The 23,968-nt window shown below is 70.5% G+C and carries 22 protein-coding genes and 1 other RNA gene; 7 read left to right on the plus strand and 16 right to left on the minus strand.

The features are described 5' to 3' along the window. Window positions 1-72: 72 nt before the first annotated feature. Together KYK13_RS30090 and KYK13_RS30095 are read right to left on the minus strand one after the other, a co-directional pair. On the minus strand, window positions 73-261 hold the full coding sequence (locus KYK13_RS30090) for a hypothetical protein (RefSeq protein WP_223636649.1): 189 nt from the start codon (window positions 259-261) through the stop codon (window positions 73-75). 162 nt (window positions 262-423) lie between these two features. Continuing rightward, the gene (locus tag KYK13_RS30095) at window positions 424-1,089 is read right to left on the minus strand and encodes a carboxypeptidase regulatory-like domain-containing protein (RefSeq protein WP_223636651.1); all 666 of its coding nucleotides are present in this window, start codon (window positions 1,087-1,089) and stop codon (window positions 424-426) included. Between the two features lie 298 nt (window positions 1,090-1,387). Here KYK13_RS30095 and KYK13_RS30100 point away from each other — a divergent pair, with 298 nt between their 5' ends. From KYK13_RS30100 to KYK13_RS30110, 3 genes are read left to right on the plus strand one after another with little or no spacing between them, the layout of a single operon-like run. After that, window positions 1,388-2,122 (plus strand): zinc ribbon domain-containing protein, encoded by a 735-nt coding sequence (locus KYK13_RS30100; protein WP_223636654.1) that lies wholly within the window; start codon window positions 1,388-1,390, stop codon window positions 2,120-2,122. A gap of 28 nt (window positions 2,123-2,150) precedes the next feature. Further along, on the plus strand, window positions 2,151-2,801 hold the full coding sequence (locus KYK13_RS30105; protein WP_223636657.1) for a ribonuclease HI family protein: 651 nt from the start codon (window positions 2,151-2,153) through the stop codon (window positions 2,799-2,801). Window positions 2,802-2,814: 13 nt separating this feature from the next. After that, on the plus strand, window positions 2,815-3,177 hold the full coding sequence (locus KYK13_RS30110; protein ID WP_223636660.1) for a hypothetical protein: 363 nt from the start codon (window positions 2,815-2,817) through the stop codon (window positions 3,175-3,177). On the opposite strand, the gene KYK13_RS30115 is transcribed toward KYK13_RS30110, so the two are convergent. From KYK13_RS30115 to KYK13_RS30160, 10 genes are all read right to left on the minus strand, one after another. Further along, a complete protein-coding gene (locus KYK13_RS30115; RefSeq protein WP_223636662.1) occupies window positions 3,174-3,488 on the minus strand; it encodes a hypothetical protein in 315 nt (104 codons plus the stop codon). The genes KYK13_RS30110 and KYK13_RS30115 overlap by 4 nt on opposite strands. 19 nt (window positions 3,489-3,507) lie before the next feature. Beyond that, window positions 3,508-4,677: a tetratricopeptide repeat protein gene (locus tag KYK13_RS30120; RefSeq protein WP_223636665.1), complete on the minus strand. Its 1,170-nt coding sequence runs from the start codon at window positions 4,675-4,677 to the stop codon at window positions 3,508-3,510. Window positions 4,678-4,771: 94 nt separating this feature from the next. Beyond that, window positions 4,772-6,553 carry a M48 family metallopeptidase gene (locus KYK13_RS30125; RefSeq protein WP_223636668.1) on the minus strand — a complete coding sequence of 594 codons (1,782 nt, stop codon included), beginning with the start codon at window positions 6,551-6,553 and terminating at the stop codon, window positions 4,772-4,774. Further along, window positions 6,550-8,820, minus strand: a complete 2,271-nt coding sequence (locus KYK13_RS30130; RefSeq protein WP_223636672.1) for a DnaJ domain-containing protein — start codon at window positions 8,818-8,820, stop codon at window positions 6,550-6,552. The genes KYK13_RS30125 and KYK13_RS30130 overlap by 4 nt, the downstream gene beginning before the upstream one ends. Then, the gene (locus KYK13_RS30135; RefSeq protein ID WP_223636675.1) at window positions 8,817-10,337 is read right to left on the minus strand and encodes a S16 family serine protease; all 1,521 of its coding nucleotides are present in this window, start codon (window positions 10,335-10,337) and stop codon (window positions 8,817-8,819) included. The genes KYK13_RS30130 and KYK13_RS30135 overlap by 4 nt, the downstream gene beginning before the upstream one ends. 186 nt (window positions 10,338-10,523) lie before the next feature. Then, window positions 10,524-12,299 (minus strand): Hsp70 family protein, encoded by a 1,776-nt coding sequence (locus KYK13_RS30140; protein WP_223636678.1) that lies wholly within the window; start codon window positions 12,297-12,299, stop codon window positions 10,524-10,526. A gap of 46 nt (window positions 12,300-12,345) precedes the next feature. Continuing rightward, entirely contained in the window at window positions 12,346-12,837 is a 492-nt protein-coding gene (locus tag KYK13_RS30145; RefSeq protein ID WP_223636681.1) for a hypothetical protein, read from the minus strand. 215 nt (window positions 12,838-13,052) lie between these two features. After that, window positions 13,053-13,772, minus strand: coding sequence for a formylglycine-generating enzyme family protein (locus KYK13_RS30150; RefSeq protein ID WP_255654049.1), 720 nt, complete (start codon window positions 13,770-13,772; stop codon window positions 13,053-13,055). Between the two features lie 125 nt (window positions 13,773-13,897). Then, entirely contained in the window at window positions 13,898-14,686 is a 789-nt protein-coding gene (locus KYK13_RS30155) for a tRNA(His) guanylyltransferase Thg1 family protein (protein ID WP_223636684.1), read from the minus strand. After that, window positions 14,673-15,122 carry an AAA family ATPase gene (locus tag KYK13_RS30160; protein WP_223636686.1) on the minus strand — a complete coding sequence of 150 codons (450 nt, stop codon included), beginning with the start codon at window positions 15,120-15,122 and terminating at the stop codon, window positions 14,673-14,675. The genes KYK13_RS30155 and KYK13_RS30160 overlap by 14 nt, the downstream gene beginning before the upstream one ends. A 173-nt stretch (window positions 15,123-15,295) precedes the next feature. Here KYK13_RS30160 and rnpB point away from each other — a divergent pair. Further along, window positions 15,296-15,689, plus strand: an RNA gene (gene rnpB / locus KYK13_RS30165) — RNase P RNA component class A. An 8-nt stretch (window positions 15,690-15,697) separates the two neighbouring features. Here rnpB and KYK13_RS30170 read toward each other — a convergent pair. Next, a complete protein-coding gene (locus KYK13_RS30170) occupies window positions 15,698-16,261 on the minus strand; it encodes a hypothetical protein (RefSeq protein WP_223636688.1) in 564 nt (187 codons plus the stop codon). Between the two features lie 68 nt (window positions 16,262-16,329). Here KYK13_RS30170 and ftsY point away from each other — a divergent pair, with 68 nt between their 5' ends. Beyond that, a complete protein-coding gene (gene ftsY, locus KYK13_RS30175) occupies window positions 16,330-17,886 on the plus strand; it encodes a signal recognition particle-docking protein FtsY (RefSeq protein WP_223636690.1) in 1,557 nt (518 codons plus the stop codon). Window positions 17,887-17,898: 12 nt separating this feature from the next. Here ftsY and KYK13_RS30180 read toward each other — a convergent pair whose 3' ends face one another. Further along, a complete protein-coding gene (locus tag KYK13_RS30180; protein WP_370645194.1) occupies window positions 17,899-19,740 on the minus strand; it encodes a M1 family aminopeptidase in 1,842 nt (613 codons plus the stop codon). Window positions 19,741-19,791: 51 nt separating this feature from the next. On the opposite strand from KYK13_RS30180, the gene KYK13_RS30185 reads away from it, so the two are divergent. Further along, on the plus strand, window positions 19,792-20,388 hold the full coding sequence (locus tag KYK13_RS30185) for a hypothetical protein (RefSeq protein ID WP_223636694.1): 597 nt from the start codon (window positions 19,792-19,794) through the stop codon (window positions 20,386-20,388). Window positions 20,389-20,440: 52 nt separating this feature from the next. Here the strand turns inward: KYK13_RS30185 and KYK13_RS30190 are convergent, their stop codons facing one another. Next, window positions 20,441-21,460, minus strand: coding sequence for a PEGA domain-containing protein (locus KYK13_RS30190; protein ID WP_223636696.1), 1,020 nt, complete (start codon window positions 21,458-21,460; stop codon window positions 20,441-20,443). 83 nt (window positions 21,461-21,543) lie between these two features. Here KYK13_RS30190 and KYK13_RS30195 point away from each other — a divergent pair, with 83 nt between their 5' ends. Further along, on the plus strand, window positions 21,544-22,071 hold the full coding sequence (locus KYK13_RS30195) for a hypothetical protein (RefSeq protein WP_223636698.1): 528 nt from the start codon (window positions 21,544-21,546) through the stop codon (window positions 22,069-22,071). A gap of 94 nt (window positions 22,072-22,165) precedes the next feature. Here KYK13_RS30195 and KYK13_RS30200 read toward each other — a convergent pair whose 3' ends face one another. After that, window positions 22,166-23,689, minus strand: a complete 1,524-nt coding sequence (locus tag KYK13_RS30200; RefSeq protein ID WP_223636701.1) for a cellulose synthase family protein — start codon at window positions 23,687-23,689, stop codon at window positions 22,166-22,168. Window positions 23,690-23,968 lie beyond the last annotated feature (279 nt).

Below are 23,968 nucleotides of genomic sequence, written 5' to 3' on the forward strand. Positions count from 1 at the left end.
CCCGGGAACGGGAACGAACCACCCGGAGCGGGGACCCCGGGAAAGGGGCCCGCGCCGCTCCGCGACGCCACCTCAGGTGCCGCTCAGGCGCTCGTGGGACGACGCCAGCGACAGCTCGGTGAGCGCGCTCTGGAGCTTCTCGTACAGGGTGGGCCCCATCTCCTGCATGCCCACCGGCCGGGTCTCCTTGCCGCGGCGGGACCCCACGGGCAGGCGCTCCGCCTCCGCGGATGCCGTGGGTTGCTTCCTGGACTGATGCATGGTGATTCCCCCTCAGGCGGAAGTGTTGGCTTCCTGGAAAGCAATTTTGCCACCAAGACAGAAGTCTGAACAAGGGGCGTGCTTCTCGGCACTTGGACGGCCCCCCCAGGCCGACGCTTTCGTCGCCCTGGCGTCGGACGCGACAACGGTGTCAGGGGCTCCCTATTTCCCCGGACCGGCCTGACGCAGCGCATCCACCCCCCAGGTCTGGTCGACCTGGACGGTCTCCCCTGCCCGGACGGTGACGGTCCGAGAGGTCTCCGGCAGCCGCTCGTGCCAGAAGACGAGCGTGTGGGCGCCTTCGGGGACGCGCATCCGGAAGCGGCCATCCGGCGTGGTGGTGGTGAAGTACGGATGGTCGAAGGTGCGGACCACCGCGCGCATCCAAGGGTGCACGTCGCAGCGGACCTGGACGGTGCCCGGTTCCGCGGGCAGGGGGCGGCGCAGGGTCATGCCCTCCAGGGGCATGGCGACGTTGAAGACGGAACGGTTGGTCCCGGACTGGGCGCGCACGTTGTGCACCAGCGGGTCGGAGTTGCGCAGCGAGAGCTCGCCGCCGGCCTTCGCCGCGAGCGCGGGCGGTTCGTAGTGGCATTGCTTCTGGTCCAGCACGGGCTGGGGCGCGGGCGTCTCCGGGGCGGGGAGCGCGGCGCCGTCCTGGAGCGAGACGACGGCGTAGGCGATTGCGCCCTCCCCTCCCACCACGAGGGAGCGGTCCTCCGCCTGGTCGCCACACACACTGGCGACGGTGGCCGAGGTCGGCGCGCTGGGGGCCTGGGGAGGCGTCCCGGTCAGCAGCACGCGCCCCTCGATTTCGCCCCACTTCACGGGTCCGGAGGGCCGTGGCGCGGCCGCGGCGGCAGGGGGCGTGGCCGAGGGCGGCGGAGGGGGTGGTGACTCCCGGCAGGCCGTGGCGGCGAGGAGGAGCGCGGGAGCGAGGAGGGAGCGCGGATGGAGGCGGAACACGGCTCCCCGTCTAACGGGTGCGTGAAGCGGATTCAAACGCTCCAGAGGCAGGCGGAGAACACGGGATGGACGCATCCCCAATTACGCGTTGGAACCCCAGCACCCTTGTTGGTACAAGAGCCGAGCCGCGCGTCGGTGCGGCCGTGTGGGAGGCAGCAACTTGCGGGAGAAACTGAAGGCCTTGGCGGAGCTGCAGAAGGTGGACCTCGAGGTCGCCTCGCTCCGGAAGGCGGCGGACGTGCATCCCCGCCAGATTTCCGAGCTGGAGCGGGAGCTGGGGGTCGCGCGCAATGGCATCGAATCCGAGCGGACACGCCTGGCCGACCTGGAGAAGCAGAAGGCCCTGCTCGAGCAGAACATCACGGACGAGAAGGACAAGGTGAAGAAGTGGGAAGCGCGCCTGTCCGACCAGCGCTCCACGCGTGAGTACTCGGCGCTCGCTCGCGAAATCGACATCGCGAAGAAGGGCATCCTCACCCAGTCCGAGGCGCTCACGGAGAAGGTGAAGGAGCTGGGCCAGGCTCGCGAGGCCATCAAGGGCAAGGAGGCGGACTACGCCACCAAGCAGCAGGGCCTGTCGGGCCGGATGACGGAGCTGCGCGGGAAGCTGGGCGAGTCCGAGGCCCAGGTGAAGGAGCTGGAGGGCCGCCGCGCGGAGGTCGCCGCGAACGTGGACGCCAACCTGCTGCGCCGCTACGAGGTCATCCGCAAGAAGAAGCTGCCGGCGCTCGTGGGCGTGGTGGCGGGTACCTGCCAGGGCTGCAACATGAACCTGCCCCCGCAGATGTACAACATGCTGCGCACCACGCTGGGCACCGACGTGTGCCCCTCGTGCAACCGCATCATCTTCGCCGTCGAAGCCCTGCAGGAGCCGAAGGAAAACGCCGAGAAGTAGCGGCGCGTCACCTTCGGTCCCCTCCCCCATGCCGACCCCTTCGCTCGTCGACGTTCTCCGTCACATCGCCCGTGAGGAGCCGCTGACGGCGACGGTGCGCGCCTTTCGCGGGCTCACCCGCGAGCACCTGGGCCAGTTGCTGGACGAAGCCGCCGAGCAGCTGGGCGGCGGTCCACGCGAGGCCGAGGCTCCCGCATCAGAGCCCGCCCCGCTGACGGCGCCTGAATCCACCGTGCCGAGCATCGAGGCCGTGGCACCCGCGGCGGGTGGCGCGCTGAACCGCGTGCGCGTCTATTCGGACGGAGCGGCGCGAGGAAACCCGGGCCCTGCCGGCGCGGGAGCGGTGCTGATGAACGCCGAGGGCGCGGTGGTGGCGCGCCTGGGCAAGTTCCTGGGGCACCAGACGAACAACTACGCCGAGTACATGGGCCTGCTCATCGGCCTGCAGCACGCCAAGAGCCTGGGCGCGCGCGAGGTGGAGGTGTTCGCGGACAGCGAGCTGCTCATCCGCCAGTTGGGTGGGCGCTACCAGGTGAAGAGCCCCACGCTGAAGCCCTTGTTCCTGGAGGCGCAGAAGCTGCTGGCCACGTTCGGTAAGGTGAAGCTCGCCCACGTCCCCCGCGCGCAGAACGCGGAAGCGGACGAGATGAGCAACCGCGCCATCGACGAGCGGATGTAGCACGGGAGGAAGCATGCACCACCTGAGACGCGACTTCGGCCTCGCGTTCCTGCTGTTCGGTGCCATGGCGCTCCTCCCCGGTCTCTATTTTTCGCACCTGACGTGGGCCGACTCGCCTCGTGAGCACGCGGCGGATGCCGTGGCGTGCGAGCCAACGGCCTCGGTGCGGAGCTGCGAAGGTTCGACCTGCAGTGGCCTCAGCTGGTCCGAGTGGGCGCTCGAACATGACGAGATCAGCAAGAGCGACTTTCGCATGGTCCGCGAGGCGGGCCGGCTCTTCCTCGGAGCAGGCCTGGTCCTGCTTGGCGTGGGTGGCGTGCTCTTTCGAAACGGCGGAAAGCCAGTCCAGGCTCGAAGCGGTTTGACACCGACCTAAACGGCCGATGCATTCGAAGCGGCGCCAATGCTGTCACTCACGGGTTGAGCAAGGGCAGCCACTTCGTGTTCCAGCGCAGCTGCGTCCGAAACAACCAACCACTCGGGTTTCGCCGCGCCACGGACGCCGATGACCAGGAGTCGCTCGCCTTCGTGTCGAACGGATTCAATCTCGTCGTGGCGGATGCTCCAGGTCGACAGTTGAACGTTGAAGCGGTGAGGGCGGAACCCGAGCCGTCGATCCGTGATCAGGAACCGCCCGCCACGGGCCTCGCCGTTGAGGAAATGGTTCGCGACCACCTCCCGGACCACAGACTCCCCAGCCTCCAGCTCAAACGTCGGAGTCGCACTGAGCGCTCTCGTGACGGCCCAGATCGGCCCGACCACCAGCGCGGCGACCCCAAGCCCACAGAACGCGCTCATTCCACCCAACAGGGCAAGGCCGGAGATTGAGTCGAGGCCCCTTTCGATTGTGGCCGGCAGGACCAACATGAACATCCCCGTGGCTCCCGCTCCATCGACTCACGAGAAATGCCAATGGCGCGATTGCCACCCTCGGAGCAAGGCGCCCCGTCGCTTGCCTGAGCGTCACCACCAACAGCCAGATGAGCGCGACGACCGCAATGGGTCGCGTCTTGTCCATCGGGCTCTCCGCACCGAGAGAGGCCAGCCCATTCAAGGCGTCTTGCACTTGCGGATGACTGTCATGCTCGAAGGTCTTCCGAGCGATGGCCAGCGCGGCTTCGTAGTGCTCCCGAGCGGCGCCGCGATTGCCGCTTCGCTGCTCCAGTTCGCCGAGAAGGCAGAACACTGCTCCGGTCTCGGGGTGCTCTTCGCCGCGGATCATCTGCGTCAACGCCAACGCCCGTACCAGGAGCGGCCGGGCTCCAGGAAGGTCGCCCTGGCGCATCAGGATCGTGCCCACGGTGGTCATCGAAGTGGCGACGTCGGCGTCTTCTTCTCCCCGCAGGGACTTCCATTCTTCAAACGCACGGCGCGAGTACCGGGCCGCCTCGTCGAGGTGCGGCGTGGGTCCGTCGAGAAGGACATTGGCCAGGTTGTCCAGAACCCGAGCCCGTTCGGGCGTAGCATCGCCCTGTTCGAGCACGGCAAGGCATTTCTCGAGCGTCGCTCGCGCCTCCTCCAGCCTGCCAGACGCACGGTAGGCCATCGCCAGATTGTTGAGCGCCTGCCGATGAAGCTGCGGCGCGTCCGGGTCTGATGACCGCTGCAAGCCATCGGCGGCATGTTCGAGCAATGGGATTGCGCGAGCGGCATCTCCCCGGCGTCGGTAGGAAACGCCCAGGTTGATCTCGTCGTTCAGCACCTCGATGTGCTCGGGGCCGTAGTGCCGGGCCCACAGCTCGATGGCTTCCTGAAGCGGCTTCTCGGCTTCGACATACCGGCCGGCGGCCTGAGAGTCGTGGGCCTGCGTCTCGAGCTCGCGCGCACGAGCGACATCCCCTGGCGGCATCGCGGCAAGGCCCACGGCGAGCAGCACGTAGAGTCCTGACATCCCGCCGCCATACCACCCGGTGAGGGATGACGAGAAGCCTGCGCCCCCCACCGTCACGGCGACCCACGGCACTCCCGCGTCAGGGCGCCGTGTCCCGCACCACGGCCTTGGACGGCTTGGGGCGATCCCAGTTCAGGAGCGCGATGGTGACCGCGCCGGGCAGCAGGGCTTCCTTCTTCACGAGCGCGTAGGCGGCCTTGGAGTCCTTCCCCTGCGCATCCAACTGGCGCGCGAGGACCAGGTGGAGCGCGGCGCGCTCGCCCCAGTCCAGCGTCTTGAGCGACTCCACCGGCAACTTGCCGCTCAGCACGTCCAAGAGCTCGCCGTAGCCCAGCTCCACGCTCGAGGCGTCGAGCACCTTCGCCGCGAGCGCGGCGTCCCCGAGCCTCTCGAACTCCGCTGCCAGCAACGTGCCCGCCTCCTTGTCGAGATGGCGGAAGCCGAGGAAGTCCGCGTTGACGGAGGCTCGCGCGGCGAACTCGGGCCCCTCGGCGAGCGCCATCAGCACCCGCGTCGCGACCGCGAGCGAATGATCCGCGGGCACGGCACGCAGCTTCGTGGCATCCACGTGATGACCGAGCGAGGCCGCCAGCCACTCGCGCACACTGCCCTCCGGCTCGTTCTTCTGGACGGCCTCGATGACCTGCCGCATCACCTCGTTCTTCGTGCCCTGCTCGGACGCGTGGCCGACGAGCCTCGCGAAGAGCAGCACGGCATCCAGGTCCAAGGCATTCTTCTGTTCAGCGAGCAGGAGCAGTTGCTGCGACAGCCTGCGCGTAGCCTCCTCGCGACGGCCCAGTGCCACCAGCGTTTCCGCATGCGTGTCCTGATAGCGCGAATACTCCGGGTCGCCCTGCTCCAACGCGTCCAGCAGCGGAAGCGCCTCCGCCCAGCGCTGCTGACGCACGTAGCTCACCGCCAACGCACGACGGACCATCCACTCACCAGGATGGTTGCGCAGCAGCGCCTCCAGCCGCTCCGTCCCCTCGGACACCGGCTCGACGCGCGCGAGCAGCACGGCCTTCATCACGGAGCCGGGCTCGCGCTCCAGCGCGGCCTGGTAATAGGCCCGGACCTCGCCATTGCGCCCGGCGCGACGCATGTCGTGCATCCACATCCGGTTCATGTCCACGTCATCCGGATGGGCGTTACGCTCCGCCCGCGAAGTCGCGACCGACGCGAGGAGTCCTTCCTCACGCGCGACCACGATCCTCCCGGCCATGGCGGCTTTTGCCACCCCAGGGGCCTCCGGCATGGCCTGCTCGATGGCTTCCGCGAGGCGGGCCGCGTCCGCAGCGCGGTGGAGCGACATCAGCCAGTTGTAGCTCATGGTCCAGCCATCCTCCGCCTGCCCCAGATGGGTGCGCGAGATGGAGTTGCCCTCCTCCTTGCGGATCGAGAGGCGCTCGGGCGGAGGGGTGAGCACGTAGTCGATGTGCCCTACCCGTGCGAAGGTCGTGCCCGCGAGGGCCCTCGGGGTGGACTCCGGCTGGGTGTTGGGATTGAAGCGGGTGTAGGTGACCGTCGTCGTGTAGAGGGGCGCGGCGCCCAGCACGTTGTAGACGAAGAGGCCCCCCTCGTCGGTCACGAACACCGTCTCGTGGGCCAACGTTCGCTGGTCGTTCCGGATGTCCACCTCCAGCGGCCCCACCGGCATCGGGCGCGACAGGTGACCATTCGCCGCGAGCGTGAAGCGCTCCTCGCCCGCGGTGACGGACACGGGCATGGGCAGCGCGTTCACGAAGAGCACCTGCTCATGGCCCTTGAGGGAGTGGGCCCCGGCCACGATGGCGAGCGCGCAGACACTGATGCCGGCCAGCAGCAACCAGCCCTGGCGCGGCGAGGTCGAAGGAGCACTCACGGCTGGGCCTCCTGGGCGAGCGTCGAAGCAGTCAGCAGCAGCGGGCGGCGGTCGCCCGCACCGGGCAGGTGCCAGCGGTCCACCCACCCATGAAACAGGACCTCGGAGGCGCGCGGATCCGCCGCGTTGGCCATGAGCTCCAACGGCGGAACCTTCACGTCCAGCCCTTCAGGGCTCACGGACCAGACGCGCTGGCCTGGCGGGCCTCCCTGGGAGCCTTCCCGCACGCGGAGGGTGAGCAGGGGCGGCCCCTCGCGCTTTGCCCCCTGTCCTCCGTCCACGAGGAGGACGCCCTTCCCCAGGGCTTCATCCACCGTGCGCTGCCAGGCGCTCACGAGCAACTCCGAGGGGTCATCCCGGGGCGGCGTCGCCGTGCCTTCCCGCCCCTCCCACGCCACGGTGATGCGGCGGCTGTGCACGCGCGAGACGCCGTCCAGCAGGCTCGTGAAGAACGCACGAGACGGCGCGGCGGCGCTGCCCGGGTCCAACCGCTCGTCGAGCCGTGCGCGAACCTTGCCCAGCTCCGAGTCCACCTGGGCCTGGAGCTTCGGGGCGAAGCGGGGGTCAGGCCGCTCGCGGAGGTACTCCAGCATGGAGCCGACATCCCCCTTCGCCGCGGCGCGCATCCAGGCGTTCTCCGCCGCGGATTGCTTCTGCGGCCACACGGCCCCGGCCACCAGCAGCACGCCCACGCCCGCGGCGGCGAATACGCCGGGCCAGGGCGAGCGCGCGTTCTCGGCCCGGACATGGCCCCTCGAGTCCGCACGTGCCAGCAGCGAAGGAGGCAGGTGCTCCACCCCGCTCTCGGCGTCCAACATGCCCCGGCCCAGCAGCTCCAACACGCGGCGGCGCCGCTCAAGCAGCTCCCTGGCCAGCGCCTCCGCCCGCTCCTTGCCTCGCACCTTCAGGGAGATGCGCCTGTCGTTGAAGCGCAGCTCGATGGCCGTGTGCAGATAGGAGCCGTTGTGGTGCTGGTTCATCAACTGCAGGTCCTGCAGGTGCACGAGCGGCCACACGGTGATGCGGTCGCGGGCCACCTGGATGAAGTGCAGCGGGTGGATGGCGTCGAAGTGGCCATAGGGGCTCGCCATCCCCCGCAGGAGGTTTCGGGCCTGAGCCCAGGTGGCTCCGCAGAAGACCGCCGCGAAGATGGCGCACGCGATCCACTCCGGGAGATCGCGCTCGGAGACGCCGAAGGCGACGAAGGACAGGAGGAAGGCCGTGGCGGAGGCGAGCCCCAGCGTAAGCAGCGCCGGGGTCGCCCAGGTCGTCACCGTGCGCCAGCCGCCGATTCTCTCGGCCTGCTCGTCCAGCCATTCGCGGGTGACGGCCGGCAGCGCGTTCACGTCCAGTTCGACGCACGTCGGGTACGCGACCTCGGTGGTGCTCTCCGGATTGAAGCGCCGGCCGAACGCGAGCAGTTGGTTCGCGCCCTGGGACTTCTGCTGGGCGAAGAGATGCGCGGCGGCCGAGGAGAGCTGGCCCCCGGTCCAGCGCCGCAGCTCGGGGTCCGCGCTCTCCGGCAGCTCGGTGTCGAGCAGCTCCAGTTCCTTCCTGGCATCAGCGTCCTGGCCGAACTCCAGCATCGTCGCGATGCGCCGGACCTTGAGGGCGAGCACGTCCATGCGCGAGATGCCGGGCAGCGACTGGGCCTGCTCGAGCACCTTGAGCGCGTCCGCCACCTGCCCCATGGCCTCCAGACAGTCCGCGAGCGCCACGCGCGGCCCCACCTCCGAAGGGCCATGCTTGCCCGCGCGCCAGAAGGCGTCCGCGGCCTCCTTCATTCGCTCCAGGCGGAGCAGCGCCCAGCCCCGTTGCAGGTGTCCCTGCCAGTGGTCCGGGGCTCGCGCGAGCAGGGCGTCGAACTCTGCCAGCGCCTCCCTGGCGTCGCCCTCGTAGAGGAAGTGGCGGCCCAGCAGGATTCGCGCTTCGTGGAAGTCCGGCTGCTCGTTGAGCAACTCGGTGAGGTGCCTGCGGCCCCCGACCTTATCACCGGCCTCGAACAGGTCGATGGCCTCCTGGAGGGCGGCGTTCTTCTCCGCCTCCGGACCGTCCGCCTCTTGCGCGGCGCTGGCGTCGAAGGCCTGCCGCGCTTCAGGGTCGGAGAGCAGCTCGTATGCTTCGCGCAGGCGGCGGAAGTCCTCCGGATGCGTCTCCGGAGGGGTCTGCCGGACGCGCTCGAAGTAGGCCTTCTTGATGGCGCGGGCATCCGCGTCCTTCTCGACGCCCAGCACCTCGTAGGGGTTCTGGCGGGGCTCGTTGTTCACCGTCGCTCCAGTCCTGGCGTGTTCACGGCCGCGTTCACGAGCCGCCACGCCTCATCCAAGCTGTCCACCGCGATCAGCCGCAGGCGCCCTGCCACTTCAGGGGGCAGCGCCGCCACTTCCTCCAGGTTGCGGCGCGGGTGGACCACCACGCGCATGCCTTCGAGGTACGCGGCCACCAACTTCTCGTGCACGCCGCCGATCCGCCGCACATCCCCGTTCAGCGTCAGTTCCCCGGTCACCGCCAGCCGCGCGGGGAGCGGGCGCTGCGTGTACGCGGAGAGGCCGGCCAGCGAGAGCGCGAGCCCGGACGAGAGGCCATCCTTGCCGACCTCGGTGTCCGTGTAGTGCAGGTGCAGGTCGTAGCGGGTCGTGAGCGTCCCCAGGCTCAGCGCGGGAGCGCGGGCACGCACCACGCTGAAGGCCACGTCCGCGGCCTCCTGCCCTTCAGGCCCCACGCGGCCACTGCACCGCAGCACGCCGCGCCCGGGGACCGCCACCGCCTCCAGTGGCGACACATGCCCACCGCCGGGATGCCAGCCGAGCACGCCCAGGCGCCCGACCGCGGGCAGGTCGCGCGCACGCTGACGGCGCCGCTCGGCGACCTCGGCCTCGCGGCCCGCCGCCGCCAGGGATTCTCCGTTCGCGGCCGCGCGGGTATAGAGCTCCAGAGCTTCATCCAGTGCCCCGGCTTCGAGCCGATGATCTCCCAGACGCAGCGCCGCGGCCCCTGGCGCCCCCGGAAGGTCGAGCACCGCGCGGCGCGCCTCCTCGACCTGCGCGGCGGGCCGGCCCTCCAGCCACAGCAACTCCGCGCGAAGCAGGGCCGCGGCGGCGCGGGTCCGCGTCGCCGAGGATGCGACGACGAGCAGCCGCTTCACCTCCGTGACCGAGCCCCGGGCGAGTAATTCGACCGCCGCGTCAAGCTTTGCCTCCGAGAGCGCGGCGCGAGCCGTGGGCAGCTTGAGCGCCTGCAAGGCCTGCTCCACCGGAGGCGCATCCAGCATGGCGGTGGTGGCCGGAAGCCCGAGCGCCGCGCGAGCCCCGAGCACTGACTCCGCGAGGCGCGGGTCCTCGGGCGCGAGCAGCCGGGCCCGCCTCAGCGCGGGCATGACTTCGGCCGGGCGGTTCGTGCGCTCGCACAGGCGGATGACAGCGCGCCACGCCTCCAGCTCCCCCGGCGCGGCTTCGGTGGCCTCGAACGCATGCACGAGCGCGTCGTCCGGACGGTCCTCCTCAAGGAAGGTGAGCAGCTCGACGCGCAGGGACGCATCGCGGGGAGAATCACGGACGGACGTCTCCAGCATCTTCAGCGCGTCCGCCCGCTTCCCGTCGCGGGCCAGGGCGCCGCACAGCAGGCGGCGCGCGGGCCCGCCTCCGCCCAGGTCCAGGGCCTTGCGCGCATGCTCCGCGGCACCGCGAAAGTCACGCTCCTGGAAGAGCGCCTCGGCCAATGCCAATCGCGCAGAAGGCTCCGCAGGACGCAGCACCACCGCGCGCTTGAGCTCGGTCAGGAGCATGCGCGCACCAGGAAGAGCACTTTGGCCAGCGCAAAGCGTGACGGGCCTCCAGCCAGACGCTGCACCCCCGCGCGCTGGAGTTCCGTCAGGAGCAAGGGCGCACCTCGCGCACGGCCGCCGACTCGAGCGAGCCGCTGGGGCGCCACAGCACCTGGCAATGACGCTCAGTCCGCCGCATGTGCCTGCTCATCCCAGGTCGAACAGCAGGTCGGTCAGCTCTGCGTCCAGACGGGACGCGGCGACGCGGTCGCCCTTGGCGCGGGCTTCGCGCAAGGCATTGCACAACGACTCCAGCCGGGGACGCACGTTCGCGGGCGCGGTCGAAATCCGTTCGGTCGCCGCGTTCAACAAGGCGTCCGCGTCGGCCTCTGGAGACGGCGCGGCAGCCACGGGCGCGGGGGCGGATACCGGCGCACTCGGAGCTGGAGCCGCGCCCCACTCTCTCGCCAGCCGCTCCTTCGCCTCCAGCCGCTGCTCCGGCCCCAGACGCTGCGAGCGCTTGTCCACCACCAGCGTGGCCTCCTTGCCCGTGGAGACCACCCGCGTCGTGACGTCGAGGATGCCGTTGATGTCGTAGGTGAACGTGACCGCGACCTTCTCCGCGCCCGCGCGTCCCGGTGGCACGCCCTCCACCGTGTACGCGTCCAGGAACAGGTTGTCCTTCACAAGCCGCGCCTCGCCCTGGAACACGCGGATCTCCACCGCGCGCTGCCCTTCCGCCGTCGTCGCGAAGGTCTCCGTGCGCGACACCGGCACGGTCGTGTTGCGCGGGATGAGCGGTGAGAAGACCCCACTCACGCGCTCGCGCCCCACCGACGCCTGCACCTCCACGCCCAGCGTGAACGGGCACACGTCGGTGATCATGATGCCGTGCGCGGCGCTCACCGCGCCCGTCTTCAATCCCGCCTGAAGCGCGGCGCCCAGCGCCACCGCCTCGTCGGGATGCACACCGTCTCGCGGCTCACGTCCGAAGTACTCGGCGACCAGCCGGCGCACCAGCGGCACGCGCGAGCTGCCACCCACCAACACCACTTCCGCGATGGACTTCCTGGACAGCTTCGCGTCCCTCAGCGCGCTCTCCATCGGTTCGAGCGTGGAGCGCACCAGGTCCATGATCAGCGCCTCGAACCTCGCGCGCGTCACCTCCACCTCCAGCGACGCGGGCGCACCGCCCCGGCCCGGCGCGAGGAACGGCACGATGACGGGCGTGGCCTCCACGGACGTGAGCGCGATCTTCGCGGCCTCCGCCGCGGCCTTGAGCCGCACCTGCGCCGCCAGATTCCCAGCCAGCGACACGCCGTGCGCACGCTCGAACTCCGCGCCCAGCCACGCGGCCAGCGACTGGTCGAAGTCGCTGCCTCCCAGCTGGTTGTTGCCCGCGGAGGCCTTCACGTCCAGCACGCCCTGGAACATCTCCAGCACCGACACATCGAACGTGCCGCCGCCCAGGTCGTACACGAGCACGTACTGCTCGGCGTCCAGGTGGTTCACGCCGTATGCGAGCGCCGCGGCGGTGGGCTCGTTGAGCAACCGTTCCACCTTGAGCCCCGCGAGCTCGCCCGCGTCCTTCGTCGCCTGGCGCTGCGCATCGCTGAAGTAGGCGGGCACGGTGACGACCGCCTCCGTCACCGCGCCGCCCAACGCCCGCTCCGCGTCCTCACGCAGCGCGCGCAGGATGAGCGCGGAGATCTCCGTGGGGCTGTAGCGCCGGTCCCCGAGCGTCACCGGCAGGTCGCGGCCCATGCGCCGCTTCACCTCCGCGATGGTGCGCTCCGGATGCACGAGCAACTGCGCCCGCGCGGACTCGCCCACGTGCAACCGCCCCTCCGCGTCCAGCCCCACCACCGAAGGTGTGAGGCGTTTGCCCAACCGGTTGGTCAGGAGGTTGGGACGGCCCGCGCTGTCGAGCGCGGCCACCAGCGAGTGCGTGGTGCCCAGATCGATGCCAACGACGTGACTCATGCGAGGTGAACCCAGGGCGTTTCAGCGAAGGACCGCGAGCGGCGGACTAGGACTCCGGCGGAGTCCACGGCTGAGCGGGCGCGGCGACGGTGGCCACGGGAGCCGCGTACATCCGGCGCAGCTGCTCCAGCCCCTCCTCGCTGATCCCCGCCTCGCGGGCGATCTCCAGCGCGCGCTCCGGCGACGCGTGGGTCACCCACTTCCACTTGTACGAAGCGATGAGCCCCCCGATGCAGGCCAGGCCCAAGAGGCCCAGGGGGATGGCTCCCGCCTCGTGATTCGAGAAGGAGCCGAGTCCCACGGCCAGCGAGATGAGCCCCACGACGATGAACAGCAAGCGTGCCCACGCCGTGAGCACGGACTTGCCGCTCATGGAGATGGCCTGGCCACGCCAGCCATTGCCCTCCTCGGCGACGACGAGCCAGCCCTCCAGCGGAATGAGCGGCACGAAGTTGATGTGACCGAACTTCGTCGCCACGAAACCGAGGCCCGGAATCGCATCGCACTTGCCGAAGAGCCTCGAACCGTAAATGACCATGTGCTTCCCCCTCAAAACTGTCGCGCCATGCCAAGAGGCACCCGGGCGCGAGCGCGCGAATCCTGCGGCACCGGGGTGAATGCGCGCAATCCCCCGCCCCGGGTAGGACAGCGCCTCACGACCCCTGTGCCACCACGAACCCGACAATACGGACAACACAGACAGGATGAGTTCAGCGCCCACCCGGGGGTCCCTGCCCTCCGGCGTCGCGGCCCTCACGGCCGGTACACGCAGCGGAACCCCACTCCCGTCAGACCGTTCTTTGGATAGGCGAGGCCCCGGTGGGCGGACCGGAACAGGGTGGGCACGTGATTGAGCCAGGAGCCCCCCTTGTGGACGGGCTTGGCCGGCACGCCGGAGGGTTCAGTGGGCGCGTCCTCCCCCAGCCGCTCCTGGTAGCCAGTGGCGGTCCATTGCCACACGTTCCCGGCCATGTCGCAGAGGCCCCAGCCATTGCATCGCGGCCCGGCGTGGACGACCGGGGCCGTGGTGCCACGGCAGCCGCGCGACGCGCACGACACCGAGCCGACCACGTGGTCCGCGTCGAACGACTCGCCCCACCAATAGGCGGACACCGTCGAGGCGCGCACGGCGTACTCCCACTGCGCCTCCGTGGGCAGGGCGCCTCCGACCAGCTCGCAGTAGGCCCGTGCGGCGCGCCAGTCCACGCAGTTCACGGGATGCTCCGTGCGCTCGGAGTCCAGGTTGCAGCGGCCGAGCCAGCCCTCCGGGGTCTCCGCATCGGACCACCAGCGCGCCTGCGGGTCCCTCGCGCGCACCTGCTCACGTCGCGCCGCGAAGGCCCGCACCGTCACGGGCGTCACGTCCATCTGGAAGCGCTCGAACGCGACCTCCGTCCGAGGCCCCTCGTCCACGTCCCGGCCCGGCTCCCCCGCCGGTGAGCCCATCTCGAAGCGGCCGGCCGGCAGCCACACCGATTCCGCTGGGGACTGGAGCTCCGCGTGGGCGGCGCGCGGAGCCGTACTCTCTTTCGCGGTACCACAACCGACCATGAACACGAGGAGGGCAGCGCCCGAAGAGGCGGGGAACGAAGTCGAAGTCATCTGGAGTCATGTTCGAACTTCGCGGCCTGGGATTCCAGCAACGACAGGATGAAGGCGTCATACGCGTCCTTCATCGGCAGCTCGGAGTCCACCTTGATGCGGCGGCGCTCCGCGAGGACCGTCTCCCCGGTCCTCGGGTTGCGGGCCTCCTTCGCGTACGTCTCCCGGTAGAGCCCTGTCCCGCGCTTCTGCCAGCTCGGCAGGTCGTTGAAGTTCACGCCCCGCTGGAAGAGCAGCTCGTTCTTCTCCGCCACCGACAGGCGCATGAGCATGGCCGTGGCCTCCGCCACGCCCTTCCCTTCGCGGCGCAGGCTCCAGTAGCAGTGCGCGTTCAGCGCGTTGCGGTGTGCGTCCTCGCTGCGCCAGCGGAAGTAATCGCGCACGAGCCCCGCGTTGGGCAGCTCGCAGATGCGGCTGTCGAACGTGCCCAGGTCCCCCAAGAGCAGCGAGAACTTCGCGCTCGCCTCGCCCGCGAGGATGGAATTGAGCTTGCGCGTCTTGCGCCCGAAGCCGTCCTCGTCCGGGTGGAAGAGCAGCGAGATTTCGTCGCTCTGCGTGTAGCCGTAGACGACGCGGAAGCCACAATCCATCAGGTGCCCGGTCGTCGCGACCATCAAGTCCCGGAAGCGCACGTCGAAGGGGCTCTCGAAGGCGTGCACCTCCTTCGTCAGCCGGGTGAACCCGCGCCCATCGATGCGCGCCACCATGAACACGCCGGGCAGCACGCACAGGTCGTGCGCGGTCTCGAACACGCGCATCTTCGCGTCCAGCTCATCGAACTTCACGTTGCCACTCCTCCACGGTGAAACCGTCCGGCCCCAACCGGACGAAGAAAAGCGCGTCGAAGCCCTCCTCGGGATTCGGGACCTGCAATCGCTTGTACGTGCCGAGCACGCCCACCAGCGGCACCCGCTGCTCCACCGGACGCAAGTCATTGCGCACGAGCGCGTCCGCCACCTTCGACTGGAAGTAGAGCCCCACCACGCGGAAGCCGAACTGCTTCGCGGCCGCGATGTAGCGGGAGCGCTCCGCCACCGTGGGGTTGGTGTTGTCCACCACGAAGGGCTGCTTCGCCTCCAGGCACGCGCGCAGGAGCACCTTCTCCCGGTGCCGCGTCTTGAGCATGTCCAGGCTCAGGCGGACGTGCGTGGTGAAGAAGCGCTCCCGGTAGAAGCTGCTCTTCCCTGTGCCCTGGATGCCCGTGAAGATGACCGCTTCCATCCGCCCCTCCCCCCCGCGAAGGCCGCTCGCGGAGGCCTTGGGACGCTCAGGCGCGAACGAACCCGACAAGCCCCCGGACGCTCACCCGGAGGGGCCCGCGGCGACGGGCGCGCGACAACGTCCCCTCCAGAAGGTGGACCCGCCGGGCTCGGCTGTTGTATCCCGCAGGTGCCGGAGCGGCCCGGGTGAACGCCGGCCATCGCAGGCATGGATGGCGGGAGGAAAGTCCGGGCTCCACAGGGCAGGGTGCTGGCTAACGGCCAGTCGAGGCGACTCGCAGGAAAGTGCCACAGAAAACAGACCGCCCGTTCCTGAAAGGGGGCGGGTAAGGGTGAAACGGTGCGGTAAGAGCGCACCGCGTCCGGGGTGACCCGGACGGCACGGTAAACCCCACCTGGAGCAAGAGCCAATAGGAGCGCGTCCCCGAAAGGGGACAAGGATGGCCCGTCCCATGCGCTCGGGTTGCTCGCTGATGAGGCCCCTGGGCAACCAGGGCCCTAGATGAATGTTCGCCGCCCATCCCGAAAGGGGTGGGGACAAAACCCGGCTTACAGGGCCGCTCCGGTTTTTCCCTGTCACCCGCCCACGGGGACCTGCGCCAGCAGGATGCGCCCCCGGCCGTCGTTGCGCACCGCCTCCGGGTTGGTGAGCGGCAGGCGGCTGTCGTTGCGCGGCTCCCACAGGCCCATCCACACGTTCAGCGCGCGCGGCGTCGCGCCCGGCGGCAGCGCGATGACGAACTCGTCCTTCACCGTCTCCCCCACCTTCCACTGGGTCGTGGGGTACAGGCCGCCCGCGGGCTTGTGGTCCACGTTCATGCGCTCCATGCGCCCGTCCGCGTCCTCCACGTGCACGAAGACGAGGTAGTCCTCCTCCAGCGGCTGCAGCACCTTGAAGAAGACGGTGACGCGGGCCTGGTCCCCGGGGGGAATGCGGCCCGGCTGCACGGAGGCGCCCACCACCTCCACCTTGCCGCCCAGGTTGGCGCCGCTGCGGATGGACAGCGGGGGCACCTGGGCGACGGTGGCCGCGCGGCGCTCCTGGTCGCTGGCCCCGCCGGGGGCCTCCACGATGCAGGCGCTGGCAGTCCCGAGCAGGACGGTGGCGGTCAACAGGACGTTCAGGGGCGGAAGGCGCATGGCGGAGCGCCGTTCTACCCGGCCACGGGCGCTGCATCCAACTGCGCGTTGGTGTATGCGGAGCGGCGATGAAGACCCCGAACCCCCTCGACGCACTCCAGGCGCAGGTGCCCCCCGCCCCCTCCCCCGCCCCCACCCCCGGCGGCGGGACGACGCAGCCGGGCACGGGCACCCCGCCGAGCTCCGGCCTCACCGGCGGCGAGCTCGTCGGCATTGGCGGGGCGGCCGTCTTCGTCGTCCTGGCGCTCGTCGCGGCCCGGAAGCTCTTCGGCAAGAAGCGCGTGCCGGAGGCCCCCAGGAAGCCCGAAGCCGAGGTGCCCCAGCTTCCCGAGGAGCGCCCCGAGCTGCGCGTGGAGCTGCCGCCCAACGAGGCGGAGCTCGCCCGGCGCCGGGACCTGGACGACGCCCACGCGCGCATGGACGAGCTGCGCCGCCAGCGCGAGACGGCCTCGTTCGCCGCCCACGACGCGAAGGACCCGGCGGAGAAGGCCCGGCTGGAGGCGGAGGTCCGCGCCCTCAAGGAGAAGGAAGAGGAGGCCAAGCGCGTCGAGTACCGCGCCAAGAAGGCGCTCGACGACGAGACGCGCGAGCGCCGCAAGCGGGAGCAGGCCGAGGCGGTGCGCCTGCGCGAGGAGGCCATCGCCCAGGAGGCCGCCCGGGCGGAGGCCGCGCGCCAGGCGGAGGCCGCCGCGGCGCGCGCCAAGGTGGAGGCCGAGGGCGGCCGCACGCTGGCGCAGGGGCTGGACCGCACGAGGAACCAGGGCTTCATGGCGCGGCTCAACGGCCTCTTCGGCGGCCAGCGCACCATGGACGAGTCCGTCCTGTCGGAGCTGGAGGAGATCCTCTTCACCGCCGACATCGGCGTGCGGACCGCGGACCACCTGGTGGAGGTGGCGCGCGACAGGCTCAAGCGCGCGGACCTCAAGGACCCGGAGCGCATCAAGGGCGCCATCCGCGACGAGGTGGCGCGCATGGTGGACCTGCCCGTGCCGCGCTCGCTGGAAGGCGGAGGCCCGCCGCACGTGGTGATGGTGGTGGGCGTCAACGGCGCCGGCAAGACGACGACCATCGGCAAGCTGTCCGCGAAGCTCACCGGCGAGGGCAAGAAGGTGGTGCTCGCCGCGGGGGACACCTTCCGCGCCGCCGCCACGGAGCAGCTGGACGTGTGGGCCGAGCGCGCCGGAGCCCAGCTGGTGAAGGGCCCGGAGAACGGCGACCCGAGCGCCGTCATCTTCGAGGCGGTGAAGAAGGCCCAGGCGGAAGGCGCGGACGTCATCATCGCGGACACCGCGGGCCGGCTGCACACCAAGGCCCCGCTCATGGAGGAGCTCAAGAAGGTCAAGCGCGTGATGGACAAGGCGCTGCCCGGCGCGCCCCACGAGGTGCTGCTCGTGCTGGACTCCACCAACGGGCAGAACGCCATCCAGCAGGCCAAGCAGTTCCACGAGGCCGTGGGCGTCACCGCCATCGCGCTCACCAAGCTGGACGGCACCGCCAAGGGCGGCGTCATCATCGGCATCTGCGACGAGCTGAAGCTGCCCGTGGTCTGGGTGGGCGTGGGCGAGAAGATCGCCGACCTGCGCCGCTTCGAGCCGCGCGAGTTCGTGCAGGCGCTGTTCGACTGAACCGGCCCCGCCCTACTGCCCCATGAGCTGGGGCAGCAGCTGTTCCAGGAGCTGCTGCGTCTGGGCGTCCAGCTTCACGCCGCCCAGGCCGCCGCCGCCCATGGCCCCCATCAGCCCCTGGAGGTCCGCCGCGCCCAGGTCCTCGTCGCCGTGGGCCTCCTCCCACCAGCGCGTGCGCAGCTGCGTCAGCGCCTTCGCGTTCGCGGGGCTCGCCTTCGCCAGCTCCTGCGTGAAGCACGCCTTGCACGCCCACTTGAAGCGGTACGTGTCCACGTAGGCGCGCAGGGCCTTGAGGAAGGCGCTGTCCCCCACGAGCTTGCGCGACGCGTGGTGCAAGAGCGGCGCCTTGCCGTACACGAGCGCGCCGTACTCCAGCTCGCCGCCGTCGAAGTCGCCCGTGGGCCGGTCCGCGCGGCCGTCGCTGCCGCCCGCCAGGCGGAAGAACTGGTAGGGCATCACCAGGGCCTCGTTGCGCAGGGACTCGGCGGCCTCCGGGCCGTGGACCCACTCCATGTAGAGGAGCGCCGCGTACTGGGCCAGGGACTCGTCCACCACCGGGTCGTGGATGGGGTCCGAGCCCACCAGCCCCGCGAAGTACTGGTGCGCCACCTCGTGCGCCACGGTGAACTCCAGCGTGCGCTCCAGGGATGCCCCCACCTGCGCGCCCACCTGCGACAGCATGCCGCCCGCGCCCTGCGCGTCCAGCATCTCCTGGAAGGCCTCCATGCCGGGCATGCCCACCAGCATGGACAGCGGGTCCTGCTTCGCGCGGTAGAGGGACGTGCCCACCGTCACCAGCCCGGGGAACTCCATGCCGCCCGCGCCGCCGCTCAAGGGCGCCTGCACGACGCGGAAGTGGGTGTAGGGCAGCGGCCCCAGGCGCTTCTCGAACTCCGTCAGGGCCTGCGAGGCGTACTTGAGCACGCGCTTGCCCGTCGCCGCGTCCTGCGCCGCGAAGTGGCTCTCCACCGTGACGCCGTTCACCGTGGCCGTGGCGGACTGGTAGCCGCGCGTCACCAGCACCGGGAAGTCGCGCACCGCCGCCGCCGCGAAGCTGTAGCGCACCCGGCCGTCGCGCTCCGGCACCGCCCCCATGGGCGTCCCGGTGGCGTGCGCCGCCCACCCCGACGGCACGGTGAGCGTGGCCAGCACGTGCGCGGGCTCGTACAGCGCCAGGTCCCCCGTGCCCTGCGGGCCCGCCCACGGCTGCCCCTGGTCATCCACCGGCGGCACCTGCGGCACCACGCCCACCAGGCTCACCACGTCCGCCGTGGCGGAGAAGGCCCCGTGGTCATCCGCCCCGCCCTGGGCGCCGCCGCCCAAGAGGCCGCCCGCGCCCAGGAGCGACTCCGCGCCCGGCGCCGCCTTGGGCACCGAGCCCTTCACCGAGACCTCCAGCGACACCTTGTCGCCCGGGGCCACCGGCGGCTCCACCGCGATGCGCTGCAGCGTGGGCTCCGGCCCCAGCTCCAGCGCCACGGCCTTCCCGTTGAGCTTCGCGCCGGACAGCGTCACCTGGCGGGAGCGGGTGTTGGGCGTCAGCCGCAGGTACAGCTCCGTCAGCGGACGCAGGCCTCTGGCGGTCAGCTCCACCTGCACCTTGCCCCAGACGCGCCGCTCCTTCGGCTCCACCTCCAGCTGCACGCGGTAGAGCGGCACGGACTCCAGTGGCCCCAGCGCCCGCGCGGCCCGGTCCCGCTCCTCCGGCTTCAGGTGCTGGAGGCACAGCTGCACCTCCGGCGCCACGCTGGCCACGCCGGGGATGGCGGGCGCGGCGGGAGCGGAAGGAGGGGCCGCGGCCCCAGGGCTCGCGACCAGCGCGCACAGCAGCCACCATCCGGGGAGGGTCCGCATGGGGGGCATGCTAATTGACCCCGTCCAGGGCCGCTCGCTACAAGCCTCCGGGTGCGCCACTCGCGAACGTTGACCCTCTCCGCCGCCGCGCTGAGCCTCCTGGCCTGCGCGAAGCAGGTCCCTCCGCCCACCGCCGCCCCGCCGCCTGAACCGCGCTCGGTCCAGCTGCTCAACGCCACGCCGGAGCGCGAGACGGCGACCCTGGAAGCGAAGCGTGAGGACGTGGAGGTGGACACCCGCGAGGGCGAGCGCACACCGCGCGTCGTCGCCACCGGTGAGACGCCGCAGCTGCTGCTGGACGGCGCCAGTGCGCGCCTCTGTGGAGACGCGGCCTGCACGAAGGGCTTCTCCGTGGACAACTTCCTCCTGCTGGAGGTGCTGGACACGAAGGGGAAGGTGTCGCGCCGCGCCGCCGTGGGCTTCGCCGACAGCGTCTTCATGGGCAACGAGCAGGTGGACAACGTGGGCCGGCGCGCCTTCAGCTTCGAGCCCAACGAGGTGGACATCACCGCCCTGCTGCCGGAGTCCGAGCCCTTCCGCCTCCGCGCCACCGCGCTGGACTACTGGGGCGTGGGCCGCGTGACGAACGTCTTCCTGCGGATGGAGCCCGGCGCGGGCCGCGCCGAGGACGACCTGCGGGGCCACTGAGCGCGGCCCCGGCGAACCCCAAGCGGACGCGGATGGACGTCCGCGTCCGGGTTCAGAAGCGCATGCCGTTCGCGGGCATCACCGGGCGCAGGCTGGAGAATCCGATGGAGCCGTCGCACGGACCGCCGCACACGTCGTTCGAGGTGAGCTCCGCGGGGCTCCGGGTCGCCGCGTAGGCCCCGACGCCCGCCGCGGCGGCCACCACGCCCACGCCCACCCAGACGTACCACTTCTGGTACCAGGCCTTGCTGGTGCTCTCCTTCACCTCGGGCGGCTGCTCGGTGCCCAGCGCCAGCCCCGGCTGCTCCATCGGGGAAGCCGGCTTCGAGGGCTGCAGCACCGGCGAGCGAGGCGCGTCATTCGCTTGCGCCACCGACGCGCTGGTGTCGGCGGAGGGACGCAGGCGCCCCTCCACGACGTAGAGCTGGCCGGCGCGGACGTTGATGTTCTTCACGTCCTTGAGCCCCGGCGCGCGGAACTCGATTTCGTGCGGCCCCTGGGGCAGGGGATGGTTCTCGATGGGGGCGGCGCCCACGCGCGTCCCGTCCACGTACACCACGACGCGGGGCGCGTCCGCGCGCAGGGTGGCGAAGCCCGTCGCCGCTTCCAGCGAGACCATCAGGTCCGTGGTCAGGCCCGGCGCCAGCGTCACCTGCTGGACGAAGTCCGCGTAGTTCTGGCGACGCGCGACGACGGTGTGCTCCCCGGGCGTCAGCTCCAGCGGCGTCTGCGGGTTCACCTCCTGGCCGTCCACCGTCACCTTCGCGCCGCGCGCGTTGCTGCCCAGCTTGAGCGCGAGCGTGGCCGTCTGCGGCGTCGGGGCCTCGACGGTGGCCGTGGCGGCGTTCTTGCCCGCCTTGCCCTTGCGCATGCCCACCTTCTCCTTATTGGGCGGCGTCTTGCGCTTCACCGTCGCCTTCGGAGGCTTCACCGCCTTCGTCTTGCCCTTGGACCTGGCGGGCTTCGTCTCCTCCGTGGGGGCGAGGAGATCATCATTGTCCTGGGCGAATGCCGCGGACGGCAGGGCCAGGGTGGCGACGAGTGAAAGGATGGCGAAGCGGCGAAGACTCATGTCGGACCGAAGGTTAGAGAGTCATCCCAGGGGAAGCAAACACCGTCCCACCGGGCCGTCGGTTGGGAGAATATCCGCGCTCCATGCACCGCGCCCTCGTCACCCTCCCCCTTGGCCTCTGTGTTCTCTCGCTCGCGGCCTGTCCGGGCAAGGCCCCTCCCCGGGTGGAGACCGCCACGGCCTCCACGCCGCCGCCCATCCACGTGCCGCCCGGGTGTGAGAAGGACCAGTCCGGCGAGTACCACCACGCGCAGAACCCGGCCTTCCGCTACCTGGGCAGGGACGACGGCCGCACCCTGTCGCTCGCGGTGGTGCGCGCGTGGTCGGACGGGGGTGTGGAGTCCCCGGACGCAGGGTCCGTGGGCATCGTGCTCACCCGCACACCAGAGGGCTTCGTGGGCGAGACGCGCGCCACCGGCTTCAGCGCCTCCGGCACGCCCTGCCCCGTCGCCTTCCCCACGGAGGCGGTGGCCTGCACCGACGCCGGCCTCACGCTGAGGGCCGCGTCCAGCACCGCCATCGACGAGGGCTGCCGCCCCGCCACCTCCGGCCCCGCCCCGGTGCGCCAGGAGCAGGTGCTGCTGCGCGGCGCGCCCGACGCGGGCCTGTAAGTCCCCCGCCCCAAAGCACCGCGCCGCCCTCCCCGCCCTGGAGGCCCAGGTGGGAAGCGGCGGCGCGAGGTGGACGCGGAGGCGCCGCGGTGGCTCAGGCCGCCTGGCGCGGCTGCTCCTCGGAGGACGCCACGGCGGGGGCGGCCTCCGCCACCTTGGCCCGGCCCGCCAGCCCCTGCATCAGGCTGGACACGCCCACGTAGAGGAAGCCCGCCAGGAACAGGATGATGAAGGGCACCGACGTGTAGATGCGCGCGTCGATGGCGAACCACAGCGCCCCGGTGAAGTAGGCGGCGAAGAGCAGCTCCACCACCGGCATCAGCGTCTTGCTGCCCCGGTAGCTCTTCTTCACGGCCTTGACGCTCTTGCCCTCCGCGCCCGTCTTCGGCGTGCGCGCGAAGCCCGACTGCTGGTTGAGCAGCGCCTCGCCCACGGCCTTCGCGTTGTTGATGGCCAGGCCGATGCCCAGGCTCATCAGGAAGGGCAGGTACTTGAAGCGCTCCCAGCCCTTCACGCCGCGCTCGCGCTGGGCGGCCACGTAGAAGACGCAGACGCTGGCCGTCGCGGTGATGAAGAAGGGCAGGTCCAGAAACAGCGTGCCGTACAGGCCGTGCTGGAAGCGCACCACCATGCTGATGGGCATCAGCACGGACAGGAGCACCATCAACAGGTAGGCCATGTTGTTGGTGAGGTGGAAGAAGGCCTCGCGCTTCACCAGCAGCGGCAGGTCGCTCTTGAGGATGGTGGGCAGCAGCTTCTTCGCCGTCTGGATGGAGCCCTTGGCCCAGCGGTGCTGCTGGCTCTTGAAGGCGTTCATGTCCACCGGCACCTCCGCCGGGGAGATGACCTCCGGGAGGAACACGAACTGCCAGCCCTTCAGCTGGGCGCGGTAGGACAGGTCCAGGTCCTCCGTGAGCGTGTCGTGCTGCCAGCCGCCCGCGTCCGCGATGGTGGAGCGGCGCCAGATGCCCGCGGTGCCGTTGAAGTTGAAGAAGCAGCCGGCGCGGTTGCGCGCGGTGTGCTCGATGATGAAGTGCCCGTCCAGGAAGATGCTCTGCGCCTGCGTGAGGATGCTGAACTCACGGTTCAGGTGGCCCCAGCGCACCTGCACCATGCCCACCTTCGCGTCCGCGAAGAAGGGCACCGTGCGCATCAGGAAGTCGGGGCTGGGGACGAAGTCCGCGTCGAACACCGCCACGTACTCGCCCGAGGCCAGCTTGAGGCCGTTCTCCAGCGCGCCCGCCTTGAAGCCCTGGCGGTTGACGCGGTGGATGTAGACGATGTCGTGGCCCTTCTGACGGTGGCGCTCCACGCACGCGCGCGCGATGGCGCACGTCTCGTCCGTGGAGTCGTCCAGCACCTGGATCTCCAGCAGCTCGCGCGGGTAGTCGATGCGGCACACCGACTCCACCAGGCGCTCCACCACGTACATCTCGTTGAAGATGGGCAGCTGGATGGTGACCCTGGGCAGCGCCTTCAGCGTGCCGTTGGGGGTCGGCAGCTTGAACTTGTGGCGGTAATACAGGAACGCCATGCGGTAGCGGTGAGAGCCGTAGACCCCCAGCACGCTCAGCAGGCAGAAGTAGACTGCCAGGAAGATGATCTCGACGGTGGTCATCGGTGACGCTCAGCCCCTCCCGCTGGCCCTGTCGCCAGCGGTCCTACCAGACGTGGCGGCTAGCCCGACCGACCGCTCACGCTGACCGCCGCCTGTGGGTCTGCTGAGCCCCGCCCCGTATGTGCCCGTAAAGACAGGGCTTTGACCTTCCGGCTACTGATCGCCGGCGGACAATAGGGAGCCACCCGGGTCGTGTCAAACTATTCCCCGGATTCGAGAGGCTTTGAATGGCGGCTTTGACGCAGGTTGTCACCCTCTTCTTCCCTGCGTCAGGGCGAT

Source organism: Corallococcus sp. EGB, from assembly GCF_019968905.1.
Taxonomy (GTDB): domain Bacteria; phylum Myxococcota; class Myxococcia; order Myxococcales; family Myxococcaceae; genus Corallococcus.